13 protein-coding genes and 1 tRNA gene are annotated in these 17,469 nt (G+C 65.3%); 8 read left to right on the top strand and 6 right to left on the bottom strand.

All coding sequences use genetic code 11. The features are described from left to right. Positions 1-80 precede the first annotated feature (80 nt). Entirely contained in the window at positions 81-860 is a 780-nt protein-coding gene (gene hisN / locus IEY14_RS10125) for a histidinol-phosphatase (protein WP_188908066.1), read from the bottom strand. A gap of 21 nt (positions 861-881) precedes the next feature. Next, the gene (locus IEY14_RS10120; protein WP_244639409.1) at positions 882-1,781 is read right to left on the bottom strand and encodes an N-formylglutamate amidohydrolase; all 900 of its coding nucleotides are present in this window, start codon (positions 1,779-1,781) and stop codon (positions 882-884) included. A gap of 161 nt (positions 1,782-1,942) precedes the next feature. Here IEY14_RS10120 and cpdR point away from each other — a divergent pair, with 161 nt between their 5' ends. The 7 genes from cpdR to IEY14_RS10090 all read left to right on the top strand — a co-directional run bounded on the left by cpdR (position 1,943) and on the right by IEY14_RS10090 (position 7,658). Further along, a complete protein-coding gene (gene cpdR / locus IEY14_RS10115) occupies positions 1,943-2,308 on the top strand; it encodes a cell cycle two-component system response regulator CpdR (RefSeq protein ID WP_188908065.1) in 366 nt (121 codons plus the stop codon). Positions 2,309-2,403: 95 nt separating this feature from the next. After that, positions 2,404-2,478, top strand: a tRNA-Val gene (locus IEY14_RS10110). Between the two features lie 502 nt (positions 2,479-2,980). After that, positions 2,981-3,103, top strand: coding sequence for a hypothetical protein (locus tag IEY14_RS26125; RefSeq protein WP_280515034.1), 123 nt, complete (start codon positions 2,981-2,983; stop codon positions 3,101-3,103). Between the two features lie 645 nt (positions 3,104-3,748). Continuing rightward, positions 3,749-4,915, top strand: coding sequence for a nucleotide sugar dehydrogenase (locus tag IEY14_RS10105; protein ID WP_188908064.1), 1,167 nt, complete (start codon positions 3,749-3,751; stop codon positions 4,913-4,915). Between the two features lies 1 nt (position 4,916). Beyond that, positions 4,917-5,372: a glycosyltransferase family protein gene (locus tag IEY14_RS10100; RefSeq protein WP_188908063.1), complete on the top strand. Its 456-nt coding sequence runs from the start codon at positions 4,917-4,919 to the stop codon at positions 5,370-5,372. Further along, on the top strand, positions 5,369-5,839 hold the full coding sequence (locus IEY14_RS10095; protein ID WP_188908062.1) for a glycosyltransferase: 471 nt from the start codon (positions 5,369-5,371) through the stop codon (positions 5,837-5,839). The genes IEY14_RS10100 and IEY14_RS10095 overlap by 4 nt, the downstream gene beginning before the upstream one ends. A 352-nt stretch (positions 5,840-6,191) precedes the next feature. Continuing rightward, the gene (locus IEY14_RS10090) at positions 6,192-7,658 is read left to right on the top strand and encodes an oligosaccharide flippase family protein (protein WP_188908061.1); all 1,467 of its coding nucleotides are present in this window, start codon (positions 6,192-6,194) and stop codon (positions 7,656-7,658) included. A 318-nt stretch (positions 7,659-7,976) separates the two neighbouring features. On the opposite strand, the gene IEY14_RS10085 is transcribed toward IEY14_RS10090, so the two are convergent. After that, a complete protein-coding gene (locus tag IEY14_RS10085) occupies positions 7,977-9,320 on the bottom strand; it encodes an O-antigen ligase family protein (RefSeq protein ID WP_188908060.1) in 1,344 nt (447 codons plus the stop codon). Positions 9,321-9,725: 405 nt separating this feature from the next. Further along, positions 9,726-10,823 carry a hypothetical protein gene (locus tag IEY14_RS10080; RefSeq protein ID WP_188908059.1) on the bottom strand — a complete coding sequence of 366 codons (1,098 nt, stop codon included), beginning with the start codon at positions 10,821-10,823 and terminating at the stop codon, positions 9,726-9,728. A 552-nt stretch (positions 10,824-11,375) separates the two neighbouring features. Here IEY14_RS10080 and IEY14_RS10075 point away from each other — a divergent pair. After that, positions 11,376-15,620, top strand: a complete 4,245-nt coding sequence (locus tag IEY14_RS10075; RefSeq protein ID WP_188908058.1) for a heparin lyase I family protein — start codon at positions 11,376-11,378, stop codon at positions 15,618-15,620. 87 nt (positions 15,621-15,707) lie between these two features. Here IEY14_RS10075 and IEY14_RS10070 read toward each other — a convergent pair whose 3' ends face one another. Further along, positions 15,708-16,817: a glycosyltransferase family 4 protein gene (locus tag IEY14_RS10070; RefSeq protein ID WP_188908057.1), complete on the bottom strand. Its 1,110-nt coding sequence runs from the start codon at positions 16,815-16,817 to the stop codon at positions 15,708-15,710. Further along, positions 16,814-17,365 (bottom strand): acyltransferase, encoded by a 552-nt coding sequence (locus tag IEY14_RS10065; RefSeq protein ID WP_373288941.1) that lies wholly within the window; start codon positions 17,363-17,365, stop codon positions 16,814-16,816. The genes IEY14_RS10070 and IEY14_RS10065 overlap by 4 nt, the downstream gene beginning before the upstream one ends. Between the last annotated feature and the right edge of the window lie 104 nt (positions 17,366-17,469).

Raw genomic sequence — 17,469 nt, 5'->3', positions numbered from 1 at the left:
TCGTCCCCGTCTTCACGCCAACCGAATGCGCCAACTACTTCGCCGCCGCAGGCTACGAACCGGAATAAACAGGACGTGCTCTAGCCGATCAGCCGCAGGGCCTCGGCATGAAGTTCCGGCGTCGCCGCCGCGACGATATGGCCGCCGTTCTCCGGCCGCCCGCCGTCGAACGTCGTGACGATGCCGCCGGCTTGTTCGATGATCGGCACCAGCGCGACGATGTCATAGGGCTGGAGCCCCGCTTCCACCACGAGATCGACCTGCCCGGCGGCGAGCATGGCGAAGGCATAGCAGTCGGTGCCGAAGCGGGTGAGCCGCGCCGCCGCCTCGATGGCGAGGAAGCGGTCGAGCAGCGCGCCCTGGAAGAGGCGCGGCGAGGTGGTGAATACGGTCGCCGCCTCGAGCCGCGTCGTCGGGCGCACCGCGTTGCGCTGGCGCCCCGTCCGGTCCTGCCGGAAGGAGGCAGTGCCGTCGGCCCAGAAGCGCTCGCCGGTGAAGGGCTGGCTCATGATGCCGAGCCGCGCCCGCCCTTCCACCAGAAGGCCGATCAGCGTGCCCCAGACAGGGATGCCGGAAATGAAGGCGCGCGTGCCGTCGATCGGATCGATCACCCAGCGCAGCGGCCCCTCGCCGACCGCGCCATGTTCCTCTCCGAGAATCGCATGTTCGGGATAGGTGGCCGCGATCAGCGCGCGGATCGCCCGCTCGGCCTCGCGGTCGGCCTCGGTGACGGGGTCGAAGCTCTCGGCGCGCTTGTTGTCCACGACCCCGCTCTGGCGGAAGCGCGGCAGCGTCTCGCGATCGGCCGCCTCGGCCAGCCGGAACAGGAATTCGGCATCCGGCAGCGCTTGCGGGTTCATCGCCATGCTTCGTCTCGCGACCTATTCGGCGGCCGCCCTCTGGTTGAATTCGCCGTCCACCGCGGCGGCGAGCGTCACCGCGAAGCGCATCAGGTCGTCCCGCAAGGCCAGGAAGTTGCGGTTGGGCTCGAATCGCTTCTCGTCGGCATAGAGATAGCGGTTCACCTCGATCTGCACGACATGGATTCCGGCCTCCGGCCGGCCGTAGCGCTCGGTGATATAGCCGCCGGCATAGGGCTTGTTGCGCATCACGTCGTAGCCGAGCGCGGCGAGCGCGCCGATGGCCTGGGCGACGACCACGCCGGAGGCGCTGGTGCCGAAGCGGTCGCCGACGACGAAATCCGGCCGCCTTCCGCCCGGCATCGCCCGCACCGAGCCCGGCATCGAATGGCAGTCGATGACGATGGCGGTGCCGAAGCGCTCCCGCGTCAGGCGGATCAGGCTTTCGAGGCTGCGGTGGAACGGCTTGTAGATGCGCTCGATCCGCTCCAGCCCTTCGGCGAGCGCCAGCTTCTCGGCATAGATCTCCTCGCGCTCGGCGACGATGCGCGGAATGGTGCCGAGCCCGCCGGCGACGCGCACCGAGCTGGAATTGACGAAGGGCGGCAGCGGCTCGCGGAACATGCGCGGGTCGAGTTCATAGGGCTCGCGATTGACGTCGAGATAGGCGCGCGGGAAATGCGCGACGAGAAAGGGGGCGCCGATCGCCGGGACGAAGTCGAAGAGGTGATCGACGAAGAGGTCCTCCGAGCGGCGGATATCGGAGGCCGAGAGCCGGGAGGCGGCGAGCAGGCTTTCGGGATAGGCGCGGCCCGAATGAGGCGAGCAGAAGACGAAGGGGATCGTCTGGAACGCGGGCGCCCTCGTCTCGAAGGCCGGCATCGGGCCGGTCGGCGTCTGAAGGGTCGCAGGGTCTGACAAGTCTTCCTGTCCGCGTGTCTTCCGGCATTCAGCATGCCGCAAACTAGGCGCCGGGTCCATGTATTCCACATGGGCAATTGTGAAGCGATCTGCTAAGGGAATGCGGCGATAGGCCAGCTTTGCGCGGCGGACCCGCCGCCGTGGAACCGGGTTAACTTGAAATGTCAAAAATCCTTCTCGCCGAAGACGACAACGATATGCGCCGGTTCCTGGCCAAGGCGTTGGAAAAGGCGGGCTACGACGTCGTGTCCTTCGACAATGGCGGCAGCGCCTACGAGCGGCTGCGCGAGGAACCCTTCTCGCTGCTCCTCACCGATATCGTGATGCCCGAGATGGACGGAATCGAACTGGCGCGCCGCGCCACCGAGCTCGACCCGGATCTGAAGGTGATGTTCATCACCGGCTTCGCCGCCGTGGCGCTGAACCCGGATTCCAAGGCGCCGAAGGATGCCAAGATCCTGTCGAAGCCCTTCCACCTGCGCGAACTCGTCGACGAGGTCGGCAAGATGCTGCAGGACGCCGCCTGACAGCGGCTTTCGGCGGCCGCATGGCCGCCGCGCTTTTCGCAAGAAAGGCGCTTGACGAGGACGCGGCGGATATGGTCTATCCCGCCTCGTCAGATGGGCGTGTAGCTCAGCGGGAGAGCACTACGTTGACATCGTAGGGGTCACAGGTTCAATCCCTGTCACGCCCACCATCTGAATCTCCCATCTTCCTTCCTTCTCGGCGATCGATCGTCTGCCGCATCATGGATGCCGGCATCGATTGCTTGATGCGGCCGCTTCGGCTGCTTGCGCTGTCTTTCGCGCGGACAGGCGCTCCGAACTCCAACGTCACGAGATCCGACTTCGCCACCCAGTCTCGCGGCGATCGGCGCCGCGCCAAGGAGCTCACCGCGCTCGCCGACGGCCGGAAGCCTTCTCGTTCCGCCAATCCAGCCAAGCCCGGGAAGCGCCTGCCAGTGCCCCTCCCCCTTTGCTTCGCCACCATCACGAACCCGCCGATCGCTATGACGCATGGATAGCCGCAATCTACCACAAGTTTCGTACTCGGCTAATTACCGGATCGGAGATCCATTTCGCTTACGGTCACGCGGGCGTGATCAAACGACCTGTTGAAATCGATCAATATGTTTAGTGCGATAATTGGACTCCGTCGATTATAGTAGGGCAATTCCACGCCCGACTGGGTATCCGCCGATGCGCATCATCTCAACGCCCTTCGTCGTCTTCGCGATCGCCGCTTTCTTCTGTGCCGAATGGTTGACGGAAGCGGCCGACCGTCAGCAATGGCCGAGCCGGATCGACGAGAACGACGAGTAAGACTCGTCGCGCCTCCGTCCCGTCCCGTCCGCCCTGCCGCTTCGTCGCCCCGCCCCGGGGCCGTCGCGGCAAGCGGAGCGTGTTTCGGATTGACACTCGCCTGCGATCGATGCGACTGCGCCAAGGCATGAAGCTCGAAAAGCACCGGCAAGGAACGGCCGATAGGTGCGCCGGTCCAACAGCCGGCGAGCGGGCAGGTGCGGGGATGCCCGCACTGCCTTCGTCGGCATGACCGCGACCACATAGCCCCCAATGACGGACCCCGCCGGCCGTCCCGCTCCAGCGCGAGCGCCAGATTGGCTTGGGCATCCCCAACGAATCACCAGATCCCGATTCGCCGTACAAGGCCCCGGTTCGCCGCGAGGCGGCATCGACGCGCCGGACGAGACCGTCCTCGACCGCGCATCGTGCTCGCCCGCAGCGGCCGCCCGTCCCTGGAACGCCGGATCCGAAGCCGTCTGTTTCCAGCGCGTTAACGCCGCCGGGCGTCCGCCGGCCGCCCTTGAAACCGATCGTCCGCGACGCGGCGGCGGCCTGCAGCGGCTGGTGCAACCTTTCCGGCCTTGAATGTTGCATCGCAAAAAAAGTAATGATGGGTAGGAATCGGAAGACTACGATCCCGCAGTGAAGCATGGAGTGGGATTGATGAAGATTGCAGTGGCGGGACTAGGCTATGTCGGCCTCTCGAATGCAATTCTGCTCGCGCAGCATCATGAAGTCGTCGCTCTCGATGTCGTTCCGGCGAAAGTCGAGATGCTGAATGCCAGGACATCTCCGATCGTCGATCCCGAAATCGAGGACTACCTTGCCAACCGGCCGCTGATGCTTCGCGCGACCCTGGATCGCGTCGAGGCTTATTCCGATGCCGAATTCGTGATCGTCGCGACACCGACCAATTACGATCCGCAGACCAATACGTTCGACACCCGTCTCGTCGAGGCGGCGATTCGCGACGTCATGGCGGTCAACGATAAGGCGACGATCGTCATCAAGTCGACCGTGCCGGTCGGCTACACCAAGAGCGTCCGCGCCAGCCTCGCGACCGACAATGTCATCTTCTCGCCGGAATTCCTGCGGGAAGGAAAGGCGCTCTACGACAATCTCCATCCCTCGCGCATCATCGTCGGGGAGCATTCGGAGCGCGCCCGGCGCTTCGCGGACCTCCTGCGCGAGGGAGCGATCCGGCAGGACGCGCCGATCCTCTTCGCCGATTCCAGCGAAGCCGAGGCGATCAAGCTCTTCTCGAACACCTATCTCGCCATGCGTGTCGCCTATTTCAACGAGCTCGACACCTATGCGGCGACCCACAATCTCAGCACGCGCGAGATCATCGACGGCGTGTGCCTCGATCCGCGCATCGGCACCCATTACAACAATCCCTCCTTCGGCTATGGCGGCTACTGCCTGCCTAAGGACACCAAGCAGCTGCTGGCGAACTATCGCGAAGTGCCGCAGAGCCTCATCCGCGCCATCGTCGAGGCCAATTCCACCCGCAAGGACTTCATCGCCGACGCGGTGTTGAGTTTTTCGCCGCAAATCGTCGGTATCCATCGGCTGACGATGAAACATGGCTCGGACAATTTCCGGCAGTCCTCGATCCAGGGCATCATGAAACGAATCAAGGCGAAGGGAGTGCCGGTCGTCGTGTTCGAACCCGCTCTCGAGGCGGACCAGTACTTCCGCTCCCCGGTCATGCGCGACCTCGAGGAATTCAAGCGCGTTTCCGACGTCATCGTGACCAACCGCATGTCGGCGGAGCTCAGCGACGTCCGCGAGAAGGTCTTCACGCGCGATTTGTTCGGACAGGACTGACATGGCGAAACGATCCGATACGGTGCTCGCGGTCGCCTCGGGCGGCGGCCATTGGGAACAGATGCAAATCGTTTCGGCCGCCTTCGAGGGCCAGACGGTGCTCTTCGTCACGACCAAGCAGGGATTGCTGGATCAGGCCGGGCTGAAGGGCGTCGTGGTCAAGGACTGCAATCGCAACCGGATCGGCGACACGATGCAATGCGTCCGGCAATGCGCGAAGCTGGTCTTCTCCATCCGCCCCAAGGTGGTGATCTCCACCGGCGCCGCGCCCGGCCTCATCTGCCTCGCCTTCGGCCGCCTCGTCGGCGCCAAGACCATCTGGATCGACAGTTTCGCCAATGTCGAGAAGCTGTCGATGTCGGGCAAGATGGCGCGCTTCTTCGCCGATACCTGGCTGACGCAATGGTCGCATCTCGCCCAGCCGAGCGGACCGCATTATTCCGGAGAACTCCTTTGATCGTGGTGACCGTCGGAACGCAGCTGCCGTTCGACCGCCTGATCAAGATGATCGACGAGCTCGCGCCCGAGCTCTCGACCCCCGTCTTCGCCCAGACCGGCATCAGCGGCTATGTTCCGACGAATGTGCGGCATCAGGCCAATATCGGCCCGCAGGAATTCGAGGCCCTGATGCGCGACGCCAGCGTCATCGTCGCCCATGCCGGCATCGGCACCGTCCTCAAGGCCTATAAATATCACAAGCCCATCATCCTCGTGCCGCGCCGGGCGGCGCTGGGCGAGCACCGCAACGATCATCAGCTCGCGACGATCTCGCAGCTGCGCCACCGCGCGGGCATCCATGCGGCCGAAACCAAGGACGAGTTGCGGACGCTGCTGGCCGGCGAACTGGCGCCCGCGATCATGACCCCGGATATCGAGGCGAAGCGCATCCAGCTCCTCGACTTCGTCAAACAGCAACTCGGTTGAGGGGCGCGGCGCCCGCCCGTCGAAGCGAGGGGGCGCCAGCGCCGGTCCGCGGCGCATTCGGTCCCGGCGGCGTCCCTCGCGGCGCCGGCCGCGCGCAATGCTCCGCCGCCGGCCTGCGATCGCGCCGCGCGACGGCGCGTTGTCAAAGCGCCGACCCGTCTCTATGGAACAAGGCTGCACGGACCGAGGCCGTTTCGGACGCGAGCAGGCCGCGGCCCGTGGCGGGATCTCCCCGCGGCGCCCGGCGCCGGCTCGCCCGCCGCTCCCGCCCGGCCTCGCCGTCACACGTTCATTCGCTTGGCCCCCGTCGCGCTTCGTGCGCGGCGCGGCGCCCGCTTGAAGGATAACCCGCGTGAGCGATTCCATCAGCCTTCGGCGCCGGGCGGCATCGGCGCTCCTCTGGTCGTCGATCCAGAGTTGGGGCGGCCGCGTCGTCAGCCTTCTGGTCTTCGTCCTTCTGGCGCGGCTTCTGAACCCGGCGGATTTCGGCCTCGCCTCCTCCGCCTTCCTGATCATGACGCTGCTCAATCTCGTCGCGGAATTCGGCTGTTCCGACGCGATCGTCCAGCGCCGGGACCTGCGCCCGGCCGATGTCAACCTGCCCTTCTACGTGGCGATGACGATCTCGACCACGCTCGCGACCAGCATGGTGATCTTCGCCCCGCAGATCGCCAGCCTGATGGAGGTGCCGGGCCTCACCCCCTATCTGCGGGGCGCGGCGATGATCACGCCGTTCATGACCTTCACCTCCTTCCAGGAATTCATGTATCGGCGCGCGCTGATGTTCCGGCAGCTGGCGGTGCGCACCATTCTCGGCACGATCGTCGGCGGCATCGTCGGCGTCGGCATGGCCTTCGCCGGCTTCGGCACCTGGTCGCTGATCTGCCAGTTCGCCGCCCAGACGATCGTCGGCGCGATCTGGGTGTGGCACGCTCCCGTCTGGAAGCCCTCGCTCGAACTCCATCCGAAGAGCGCGATGGAGATCGGCGCCTTCGGCTCGCGCGTCGTGACGAAGTTCGTGGTCGATTTCGCGACGGGCAAGAGCGTCGACTTCATCATCCTCGTCGTCTACGGCGCCGCCGCGCTCGGCCTCTTCACCGTCGCCTCGCGCCTTTATCTCCTGCTGCTCCAGCTCCTGTCGACGAGCATTTCGAGCGTGGTCCTGTCGATGCTCGCCAAGATCTCCGACGACCTGGAGCGGGTGCGGCGCCTCTATATCCGCAGCACCTCGATCTGCACGAGCTTCGGCACGCCCGTCTTCGTCGGCCTCGCGGCCATCGCGCCGGAAGTGAACCATCTGATGTTCGGCGAGAAATGGGCCGGCGCCGATCGCGTCATGATCCCCCTGCTGCTGATCGGCGGCATCCATTGCACGCAGTCGATCAACGGCGCCTATCTCACCGCCGTCGGCCGGCCTCAGACGCTGCTCAACGTCACGATCGTCAAGGCCCTCGTCGTTCTGCCGCCGCTCTACTTCATCCGCTTCGACAGCGTCGCGGCGACCGCCGACTTCTATGCGCTCTGCCTCCTGGCGATCACGCCCATCGACTTCTTCGTCACGCTGCGCGGCCTGAAGCTCGATTGGAAGGCGGTCGTGCGGCCGCTCGGCATTCCCTTCCTCGCCTGTATCGCCGGCTTCGCCTTATCCCTGGCGGTGCGCAACGAAGTGTCGTCCCTGCCGGACAACACGATCCTTCGCGCGATCATCATGGGCAGCAGCTTCGTGCTCGGCTATGTCCTCACCTATGCGATCGTCGGCTGGAACCTCGCCAAGGACAACCTGCTCTTCGCCCAGAGCCTGGTGAAGAAGGACCGCTGACCGCGCCGGACGGGCCGGCCGGCATCGCCCCGCCGGCGATCGGCTGGCATCGGATCGCCGAGCATCCCGGATCTTCGGCCGCGAACCGACAGGCGGGCCGGCGCGACCGCCGGCATCGAGACGGCTCCGAACGCAGAAAAACCCGCCGGGGACCCCCGCGCGGGCTTTTCTCGTTTCGTATGGGCCGAGGGCTTCGGATGCCGCGCCATCCCCGCGCCGGCCGGCGCCCGGGTGATCTTGCTCCTCCGGTCGCGAACCGGGCGCGATCGGCCGCCTCCGGAGCGATGCGGCCGATCGCTTGGATGCGCGACGGCCGCTTCAGGCCTGGCGAGGCTGCAACGGGCCTTCCGGCATCGTCCGGCCGAAGCGCTTCGGCACCTTCGGCGAGCCGGTCCAGCGGCCGAGACCGGTGACCGGCACCGTGCCGGTTTGCGGCGCGTTGGCGGCGAGCTTGCCGAGCGCGGCATAGGACAGCACGAACCAGAACAGACCGCCGGAGCCGGGCTCGACGATATAGGTCTCGGTCGAGCCACGAATGAAGGTCGTGATGATGATGAGGGGCCAGAGCAATGCCAGCGTCGGCATGCCATAGGCGAAGCCCCGTATCATGCGCAGCGCCGCGATGCCGAAGAAGAGGACCGCGATCGCCAGGCCGACATAGCCGAGCTGGAAGCGGATATCGAGAAAGGTGTTGTGGGCGTGCGGGACCGCCCAGTTCATCACGCTCCAGATATAGTCGCGATCGAGGCTGTCGATCGCCCAGAAGCCGGAGCCGTAGCCCCAGACCGGGCGTAGGTCGCTCATCGCGTTGACGATGTCCCAGATCGGCTGGCGACCCGTGAAGTCGGTGCTGCGGCCGATGGCGCCGAGGAAGTCGTCGAGAAGCACCTTCATCTGCATCAGCGGATAGGCCAGGGCCACCGCGAGAAAGGCGACGCCGAGCTTCACACTCCGACTGTGCAGCCGGTTGAAGAAGGGAATGGCGACAAGCAGCCCAGCCGTCGCGGCATAGGTGACGATGGACGTGGCCGAGCGCGACTTGACCACGAGGACGGCGCTGCCGAACAGAAGAAACAGCGCCATCGGCCGCTTCAACGCGCCGTCGCGCCAGCCGAGATAGGCGATCGGCAACAGAAGTGTCATCAGGGCGCCGAGCGAATTCTTGTGCTGCAGCGCGCCGCGCCACGCATCGCGGTAACCTTCGAGATCGCTGAGGCCGTATGTCGGCATCGCGAGCGCCGCGAAAGTCGAGCCCACAATGGCAATCACGCCCGCGATCGCGAAGAACCGATAGAGCTCGCGCCAATCGTAGCGCTCAATGAGATAGACGGCCATCAGCACAAGGAGAAGCGTGCGGAAGCTGCGATTGATCGACTGGCCGGGATCCGCCGTCCAGGTACCGCTCACCACCATCAGGCAGACGAACAGGACCGGCAGGCCCGAGCGCAGCAATGCCATCCCCATCGTTCGTGGCATTCGAAGATATTGCGGCACGAGCCAAATCAAAAGGATGATGAAGGCGATGCGGCCGAACGGAAAGCCCAGCTCCTTGCCGCTCACATTCGCGATGGAGTAACCCTGCGGAGCGAAATAGGATTCCGGGGCAAAGAACACGCCCATCACCGGGAAGGTGATGATCAGAAGGACGATGATCTTTTCCAAGGATGTCGGCGGAGGAACGCTGGTAACAGGTCTTGGCAGCGACAGCATGAAGGTTCCCTGGACTGCGTTATCGGCCAAAAAGAGGCGGCTATCGCACCGAGTCGAGCTTTAGCCGATTTCAAGGAATGATGGAATCTTGCGGAACCGGCCCGGCCGTGAAAACCCGCCACGGCCATGGCGCAAGCCGCCGACATTCCGGCCCGGGGCGTCGGTTTGGCGCCCCGGTTTCGCGCTCCCGCCGCTAGAGCGCTGGCCGGGCCGGCGGCCGAACCCGCCCGCCATCTCTCTTCCCGGCCAGGATCGTTACGACGGCGACCGCCCGCTTTGTCGAAGGCTTCGACGAATGTGCGATGCGATAAAGGCCGAATCCGGCTCGTCCGAATGGAAAGAGCGATGGCTGTGGCGCTATTCCGCCGAAGGAACGACGCGGTGGTAGAGTTTGCGAGCCAGCAGGAAGCCTGCGAGAATTGTCCGGCTCCGACCGATCGCGCGCAGCTCGGCTTCGAGCCGACGCGTGAAGTCCCGCGCGACCTCGTCTCCACATTCGGCACGCAACGCCGCGTGGAAGTCCGGCGTGAACATATGATAGGCCGCGAGCCGCTTTCGACTTGCCGCCACCGCCAGAAGCTTTTCCGCTTTGCGCGTGAACTGCTCGTCCGCGAGGACCGGATGGTAGAGCTTCTCATCGGGCCGCCCGCTCCTCAGCAGCGCGCGCGAGAAGGGCCGATGGAACGAGACGGTGCTTTCGTCATAAGGCTGCGGCGCCATCTGGGAAAAATCGGCGGATTGCAGCGAGGAATTGCAGAGGGTCGTCGCGACGAAAGCCTCGTCGTTCGGCCAATGTTCGGCGATCGTCTCGTCGCTTGCGGCCCTCAGCGAAAGCTCCTGACGCCGCAACAGTGCCAGATCGAGCGCCGCAGCGCTGGCCCAGACGAAGGGAAAGATGCAGCGCCAGACCGGCTGACCGAACGCCTCCATCGTCTTCGCCCAGAACCACCGCTTCGGAGCGAGCCGAAGATTGCAGGCCATGAAGTCCCGATCGGCCTGTCGCGCCAGCCGGTCCATGAACTGCGCGAGATCCGCCGTGCGAATCTCGACGTCGGGTTCGATCAGCAGATAGTGCGGATAATCGGGGAAAGCCTCGCGCGCCGCGTAGAGGCTGTAATCGCCGCAGCGCCAGCCTGCATCGCCGATCGTGTTCTCGGCATTTGGTTTGAAGAACAGCCTCAGACGGCTCAGACTTTCCGCGTTGAGGGACACCTTCCGCAGGTCCGCCGGCACGATGCATTCGTGCTTTCCTTCCTCGGCCGCGATGACGATGTCGCAGTTCGCGCTTTCGATCCGCCGAACGAACTTGATCAGTTCTTCGTCAATATAATGCGTCCTGACGACGACGAGAAACTGACTTCGCTCCCTGGAACGAGCATCCATCGCGCGATCAATCCTTGCTGAAACTGTAAACGACTTGGCGGCCGACGGTAATCGGACCTCGGAGCGATTCATGGGAGACGCGTTGCTCTTCGCAATACGTCAGCCAGTTCCGATTTACAACACCCGGCTGCTCTGCCTCAGCAAGGCGGATGTCGGAGAAAGCCCGCGAAACCAAGCGGCGCGCATTGAAAACACTGTCGATCTGTACGCATAACGTGATAGATCCCGAGTAACCGAGCCCGCCTTTCCCCGCCTTCTTCTCGATCGGCTGGCGCGAGAAGGAATGTTGAAGGGCAACGAGAGACGCCCTCGGCGAAATCCTCAGCGAGAGCTTGTGACACTTCGTCCACATGGCAGCGGAAAAACCAGCTGCGCCTTAGATTCTCCCGCCGGGTCCGCGCTTTAGTTGTGTTGCACTGCAGTAGGTTGTTTGACCCTCGCCGGACGCGACGCTATGATCGCATTCGAAGAAAACGATTAAGCTGTCGTTGAGCGTCCGCTCGGATCGAATCCTGGAATGCCCGCGAGGCTGCCGCAGCGGCGGCGAGAGCCGTCGCGACAGGCAGCCGCTCCGCGTATTCCGATCCGCTCGAGGATGCTTGGCTTCCTGGCCGAAGGCTCGCGATGTCTGAGACGAACGAGTATAGTACGGACAATGCCGGCCGGGACTGGAGCTTCGCCACCACAGGCGACAGCGCGTTCCGTTTCGAGCTGCGGGACGGCGACATTCCCGCCAGTTCCGAAGCCGGTGCCGGACAGGTCGAGCGCTCCGAAATGGCCTTCGACGAAGACTTCGCCCTCGGCACCCCGCTCCATATCGCCTTCGGCCTCAGCCTCGACCTGCCGACGGGCAACGACGCCTCCGCCCTCGTTCTCGGCCGGATCGCGGCGGCCGACACGGCCGCGCCCGCGCCTTTCTCCCTCGAACTCGTCGGCGATCATCTCGTCGCACGCATCCGCTACGCGGGCGTCGGCGACGCCGTGATCGAGAAGCAGATCTATGTCGACCCGGTCGACATCGTGAGCGGCCGCGACCATGCGATCGACGTGACGGCGGTGCTCGATCCGAAGGGCGCGGGCCGCCTGGTTCTGAAGATCGACGGCCGGACCGTCGGCGACTATTCCGGCCCGCTCGGCTTCGACGGCCAGGCGGAGCTCGGCTGGCATCAGGGCCTGTCGCGTCCGGTCCTCGCCCGCGAGACGGTTGCGGCGACCTATCACGACCTGACGGTCGAGACCGGCGATCAGGTGGCGTTGCCGGCCAAGCTCGCCTTCATCGACCAGCCGACCCTGTCGCTCGACAATGTCGATGCCGATGCCGCCGGCGCCTTCACGGCCACCCTGTCGGGCAAAGCCGCGGCGCTGTCGAAGATCGATCTCTATATCGACGGCACGGTCGTCGGCACGACCCTTGCCAGGAGCGACGGCACCTATGCGATCAAGGTCCCGGTGGAGGGGCTCGGAACGCATTCGGTGACGGCCGTGTCGAGCGACCCGTCCGGATTCCTCCAGGCCAGCGCCGCCAATCCCGGCAAGTTCGAGATCGGCACTTCGGCGGATGCCAACGCCATCCACTACGGCAACTTCTTCATCGCGACGGCGGACGAGACCTTCTGGGTCCAGAATTCCTACAAGGACTGGAGCCTCTCCGCACCGGACGAGAACACGCTGCGCTTCGAGCTGCGCGACCGGGACGTCTTTTCCTACGATCGCTATAGCGGCGCCACGTCCGAGCGAAGCGAGGTGGCCGGCCAGACGAATTACGCCAACGGCGTCCCGATCGATCTCAGCTACAAGTTCACGCTGGAGCCGGGCGCGCCGAACACCGCCTACTTCATGGTGCTCGGCCAGTTCCACCAGGACAACTATCCCGGCGCCCCGTCCTGGGCCCCGCCCTTCAGCTTCTCGCTCGAGGGCGAGCGCTTCGGCATCTATATCAGCTATAGCGACGCCAACGGCAATCCGGTCTCCAAGCGCGTCTTCGTCGATGCGCAGGACATCCAGCGCGGCCACGGCTACAATCTCGATATCAAGGTGGTCTTCGATCCGACCGGCGAGAACGGGCGCCTGGTCGTCAGCCGCGACGGCGTCACGTTGGTCGATTATTCGGGCCCCCTCGGCTACAGCCAGCAGAGCAGCGTCTACTGGAAGGAAGGCATCTATCGCCATTCCAACGCCACCGAGACCATCGCGGCGACCTATGCGGACCTGAAGATCGCCACCGGCGATGCCGTGACCTTCCCCGACAAGGCGGATTTCATCGGCAAGCCGAGCCTCGCGGTGGATGCCGTGACGAACGGCGCCGACGCGGCGACGCGCCTCGTCAGCCTGTCGGGAACCGCCAAGGCCGGCACGGTGGTGCAGATCTATGACGGGCAGACGCTCGTCGCCAGCTTCGCCACCGATGCGTCCGGCCATTATGCCGGCGAGGTCGCCGTGCCGGCGGCCGCCCGCAGTTCCTCGCTCTTCGCGATGGCCGTCGACGAGGCGAGCGGGCGGACCGGCGCGCTCGCCGACGCGGTGAAGGTGCGCGTCGGCACGACGGCGGAACTTCTGCCCGAGATGACGGCGCTCGCCCGCGATCCGACGCTCGGCGCGATCGTCCTCACCGACAATCCGGTCTTCGTCCTCTCTTCCGCGATCGAGCTGAACGCCCTCCTCAAGAGCAACGCGACGGCGCTCGCGGCGATCAAGGGTCCCTATTCCTTCCTCGTAAAGGTGCCGGTGACCGGCAAGGCCTACGATCTCCAGACGGAAGCCTACGATTCGACGGGCCTCCTGACGGAGCGGACCCGCTATTCCGGCTCGACCGCGATCTTCACCCAGACCTTCAACAAGGACGGCACGTCGCGGATCGACTCGCTCAACGCGGCGGGCGGCCACGACATCTCGATCCTGCGCATCGACGGCAGCGTCGCGCTGGTCGAGAAGGTCAATATCGGCGGGATCGTCACCTATCGCGAGGAGCGCGGCCTCGACGGCTCCGGCATCCAGCACAATTACGACGCCAAGACCGGGATCGAGAGCGGCTATACCGTCATCCATGCCGACAAGTCGAAGCTGGCGGTGACGCTGAACATCCAGAACCAGTCCTATGTCCGCAAGGAGCTGAGCTACGACGCCGCCGGCAAGCTGATCCTCCAGGAGCGCTTCGACAAGGCCGGAGTGAAGCTCTTCTCCCAGAGCTCGCATGCCGACGGCAGCGGCGAGGCGCATTACTACGACGCGGCGGGCGTCGAGACCTCCTCCGTCTTCACCGCCACCGACGGCTCGGTCAGGACGACGGTCTTCGGCATCACCGGCGAGCCCTATGCCATCCGCGCGAGCGTCGTCGACAAGGCGGGCAAGCTCGTCGCGCTCGCCACCTATTCCGCCGATGGCGTGCTGCTGACGTCCGAGACCTGGAATCCGGACGGCTCGCACACCGTCTTCGCCATCGGCGCGGGCGGCATCGTCAGCGGCTATACCCAGACCCTCGCCGACGGCGCGCAATATGTCGGCACCTATCGCTACGACGCGGATGGCAGGCTCGTCGGCTCGGACGTCGCCGCGCCGGACGGCGGCCATCGCCTCACCCGCTACGATCCCGCCAGCGGCGAGGCCACGGGCTATACGGATATCGCGAGCGACGGCTCGAAGAGCATCGTCGTCTTCTTCGTCGGCTCCGACGGCCTCGTCGCGTCACGGACCACGATCGCGACGGACGGCGCCTCGCAGACGGACCGTTACGACGTATCCGGGAAGGTTGTGAGCCAGACGCTTCTGCATGACGGGGTTCGGCAGGAGGTGAGCCTTGCGGTGAGCGGCAAGGCCTACGCGACGCAGGACGCCACCTATGACGCGGCCGACAAGCTTCTGACGCTGAAGCGCGCCTATGCCGACGGCAAGCCCGCCTTCGAGCAGACCGTCGCCGCCGACGGCTCCCAGATCGTCAAGCAATGGGCCGGCAACGGCACCATGACCCTCACCAAGCTCGGCGCCAACGGCGGCACCGCCGAAATCGACCAGTTCGACGCCGCCGGCCACCAGCTCTCGGCCGAACTGCGCAAGGCCGACGGCGCGCGCGAATGGCACTATTTCGATCCCAAGACCGGCCTCGAAACCAGTTCCATCACCATCGCCGCCGACAAAACCCGCGTCGAGGCCAACTACGCCGTCGCCAACAAGCCCTACGCCACCCAGATCGCCACCTACGACGCCAAAGGCCAGCTTCTGGAAATGAAGCGCGCCTATGCCGACGGAACGCTGGCCTTCGACCAGATCGTGCACAGCGACGGCACCGCCGAAACCCACAGCTACGACACCGCCGGCCGCGAGGTCTCCGCCGTGCTCGTCGCCGGCGACGGCTCGCGCGACACCTTCGCCTTCACCTACGCCACCGCCCCGGCCGCCCTCGCCGCCAGCCTCGCCGCCAAAACAACGGCGACGGCGCAGGGCGCGGCCGACCCCACAAGCGTCCAGAAGGACCACTACGGCGCCAACAACGTCAAGCAGTGGACCGACCTCACCAAGGCCGACGGCTCCCACGTCCAGACCGCGCTCGTCGGCAGCACCCTCGCCTCCCATCAAGGCGTCGCCGACACCCTCGTCGGTAGCAAGGCCAGCGACACCTTCGTCTTCGCCGCACAGTTCGGCAAGGACACCGTCTCAGGCTTCCAGGCCAGCACCACAGGCGGTCACGACATCATCGCCATCGAGGCCGACCTCGTCGCCGACTACGCCCATCTCCTTCCCCTCATCACCCAAAAGGGCGCCGATACCCTCATCACACTTTCCCCAACCGATACGATCCTCATCAAGAACGTCGCTCCCAAAGCCCTCGCCGAGGCCGACTTCAAGTTCTTCCATCACGACGTGCTCAGCGCCTGAACCGAAGCGAACGAGCGCCGGGCCCCGCCGGGGCCCGGACGGTCGCGCGAGCGACGAGACGGCTTCCGGAGGCGGACGCGGCGCGGCTCAGAGCCGCGCCGTCATTCCCGCGGCCAGTTTCGCCGACACGGTATCCCAGCGGAACTGCTTCATCAGCGCCTGTCCGGCCCGGCCGTAGCGGGCGCAGAGTTCGGGATCGGCCAGCAGCCGTTCGAGCGCGTCGGCCAGCGCCTCGACATCGCCCGGCGGCACGAGCAGCCCGGTCTCGCCGTCCTTGACGCTGTCGAGAAAGCCGCCGACCGCCGTCGCGACGATGGGCAGACCCGAAGAGGCCGCCTCGACGACGGCGACGCTCGACGGCTCGATATGGCTCGGCATGCAGTAGAGGCAGGCCTCGCGCATCAGCTCGCCGACCTTTTCCGGCGGAATCTTGCCGAGCGCCGTCGCCTGGGGCAGATCGGCGATCTCGGGCTTGCTGCCCGCGATCGTCAGCCGCGCTTCCGGGAATTTCCGCACCACCCGGCGAAAGGCGGCGACGAGTTCGGGACCGCCCTTGCGCTCCCAGTCGATCCCGACGAACAGGATCCGGCCGCTCCGATAGCGGGCCTCACCGGCATCCTTGGGAACCGGGCTGTTGGCGCCGATGAGAACGTTCTCCGGCACCGTCGGCGCGACGCCGTAATCCTCGATCAGCGAGGTGACGACATGCGAGGCGCTGACGCCGATGTAGTCGGCATCGCGGTACAGCACCTTTTCCTGCGCGAGGATCGGGCTTTTTGTCACCACGCCGTTGATCCGGTTGAGCAGCGTGTTGTCCGTATAGATGAACAGCGGCAGCCGGTCGGTCTTGCCGTTGAAGAGGCCCTGCGTCTGGAGGACGGCGCGCAGGCCCGGCGTCGCGCGCGCCTGCCGCCGCACGAGACGGCTGGCCAGCCAGAAGAAGAACGGCGTCTTGATCAGCCTCTGGTTGATGCTCTTCGGGTCGAACGCCGCCTTCGGGCCGTAAGACCACAGAACCGCCAGCAGACAGGCCGTGAGGAGGACGGGATTCTTCCGGATGGCCGGATAGGCCCGGTAGATCCGCAGCTCGGTCCCCGGCAGATGCCGCTTCAGCGCGGCTTCCAGGGCGTCGTTCGTGTTGGAGAACCGATTGACCTGCGCGAACAGGATCACGCCTTCCGCCGGCTCGTCGCTCATGCCGCACCCCCGTTCGCCGCGTCCTGTTCCCAAAACAGCCGCCGCGTCTCGTCGGCGGATTCGTAGGAGCCGTATTCCTTCAGCGGAATGCCGCTCTTGATGACGGTCGCGGGATTGCCCGCGACGATGCTGCGCGACGGCACGTCCTTGGTGACGACGGCGCCCGAGCCGACGATGCATTCGTCGCCGATCGTGATTCCCGGCATGATGATGCTGCGCGCGCCGATGAAGCAGTTCCGGCCGATCCGGGTGTGCTTGTAATAGCCGCGCGTCCGGTCATGCGCCAGGATCGCGGCGTCGAACGCCACATAGGTCTTCGGGCCGATATGAATACCCTTCGGAAAGGTCTTGTCGAATCGCGCGCTCAGAGAAAATTCGACCGTGGGATCGATGTCCATGCCCCAGAAGCGGGTGAGGACAAGCCACTTTCCCCGCACCAGCAACCTGCGAACCTTCAGGAATTTGTTGAGGTTTACCAAGACTCGTCCCCGAATTCGGGCATCTATCCTTGCGATAACGTGGAACCGGACTTTATCGCGAGGCTTCAACCGGACCTTTCGAATTTCGAAATGCTTATTGGCACTGCAACATAAATGCAATGGCCGGCGCGGCGGGCACGCCCGCGCGGACCGACCGGCCGATCCCGGCGAGC

It is taken from the genome of Aureimonas endophytica (assembly GCF_014642635.1).
In the GTDB taxonomy this organism is placed as follows: Bacteria; Pseudomonadota; Alphaproteobacteria; order Rhizobiales; family Rhizobiaceae; genus Plantimonas; species Plantimonas endophytica.
Note: the sequence above shows the minus strand (reverse complement) of the source record. Positions and strands in the feature narration are given on the sequence as shown.

Excerpts from the sequence above, each read along its gene's own strand:
- IEY14_RS26125 (WP_280515034.1), top strand. The coding sequence starts at position 2,981 with ATGCGCATCATCTCAACGCCCTTCGTCGTCTTCGCGATCGCCGCTTTC.
- IEY14_RS10070 (WP_188908057.1), bottom strand. The coding sequence starts at position 16,817 with ATGAGCGACGAGCCGGCGGAAGGCGTGATCCTGTTCGCGCAGGTCAAT.
- IEY14_RS10100 (WP_188908063.1), top strand. The coding sequence starts at position 4,917 with ATGGCGAAACGATCCGATACGGTGCTCGCGGTCGCCTCGGGCGGCGGC.
- IEY14_RS10080 (WP_188908059.1), bottom strand. The coding sequence starts at position 10,823 with ATGAATCGCTCCGAGGTCCGATTACCGTCGGCCGCCAAGTCGTTTACA.
- hisN (WP_188908066.1), bottom strand. The coding sequence starts at position 860 with ATGAACCCGCAAGCGCTGCCGGATGCCGAATTCCTGTTCCGGCTGGCC.
- IEY14_RS10075 (WP_188908058.1), top strand. The coding sequence starts at position 11,376 with ATGTCTGAGACGAACGAGTATAGTACGGACAATGCCGGCCGGGACTGG.
- cpdR (WP_188908065.1), top strand. The coding sequence starts at position 1,943 with ATGTCAAAAATCCTTCTCGCCGAAGACGACAACGATATGCGCCGGTTC.
- IEY14_RS10105 (WP_188908064.1), top strand. The coding sequence starts at position 3,749 with ATGAAGATTGCAGTGGCGGGACTAGGCTATGTCGGCCTCTCGAATGCA.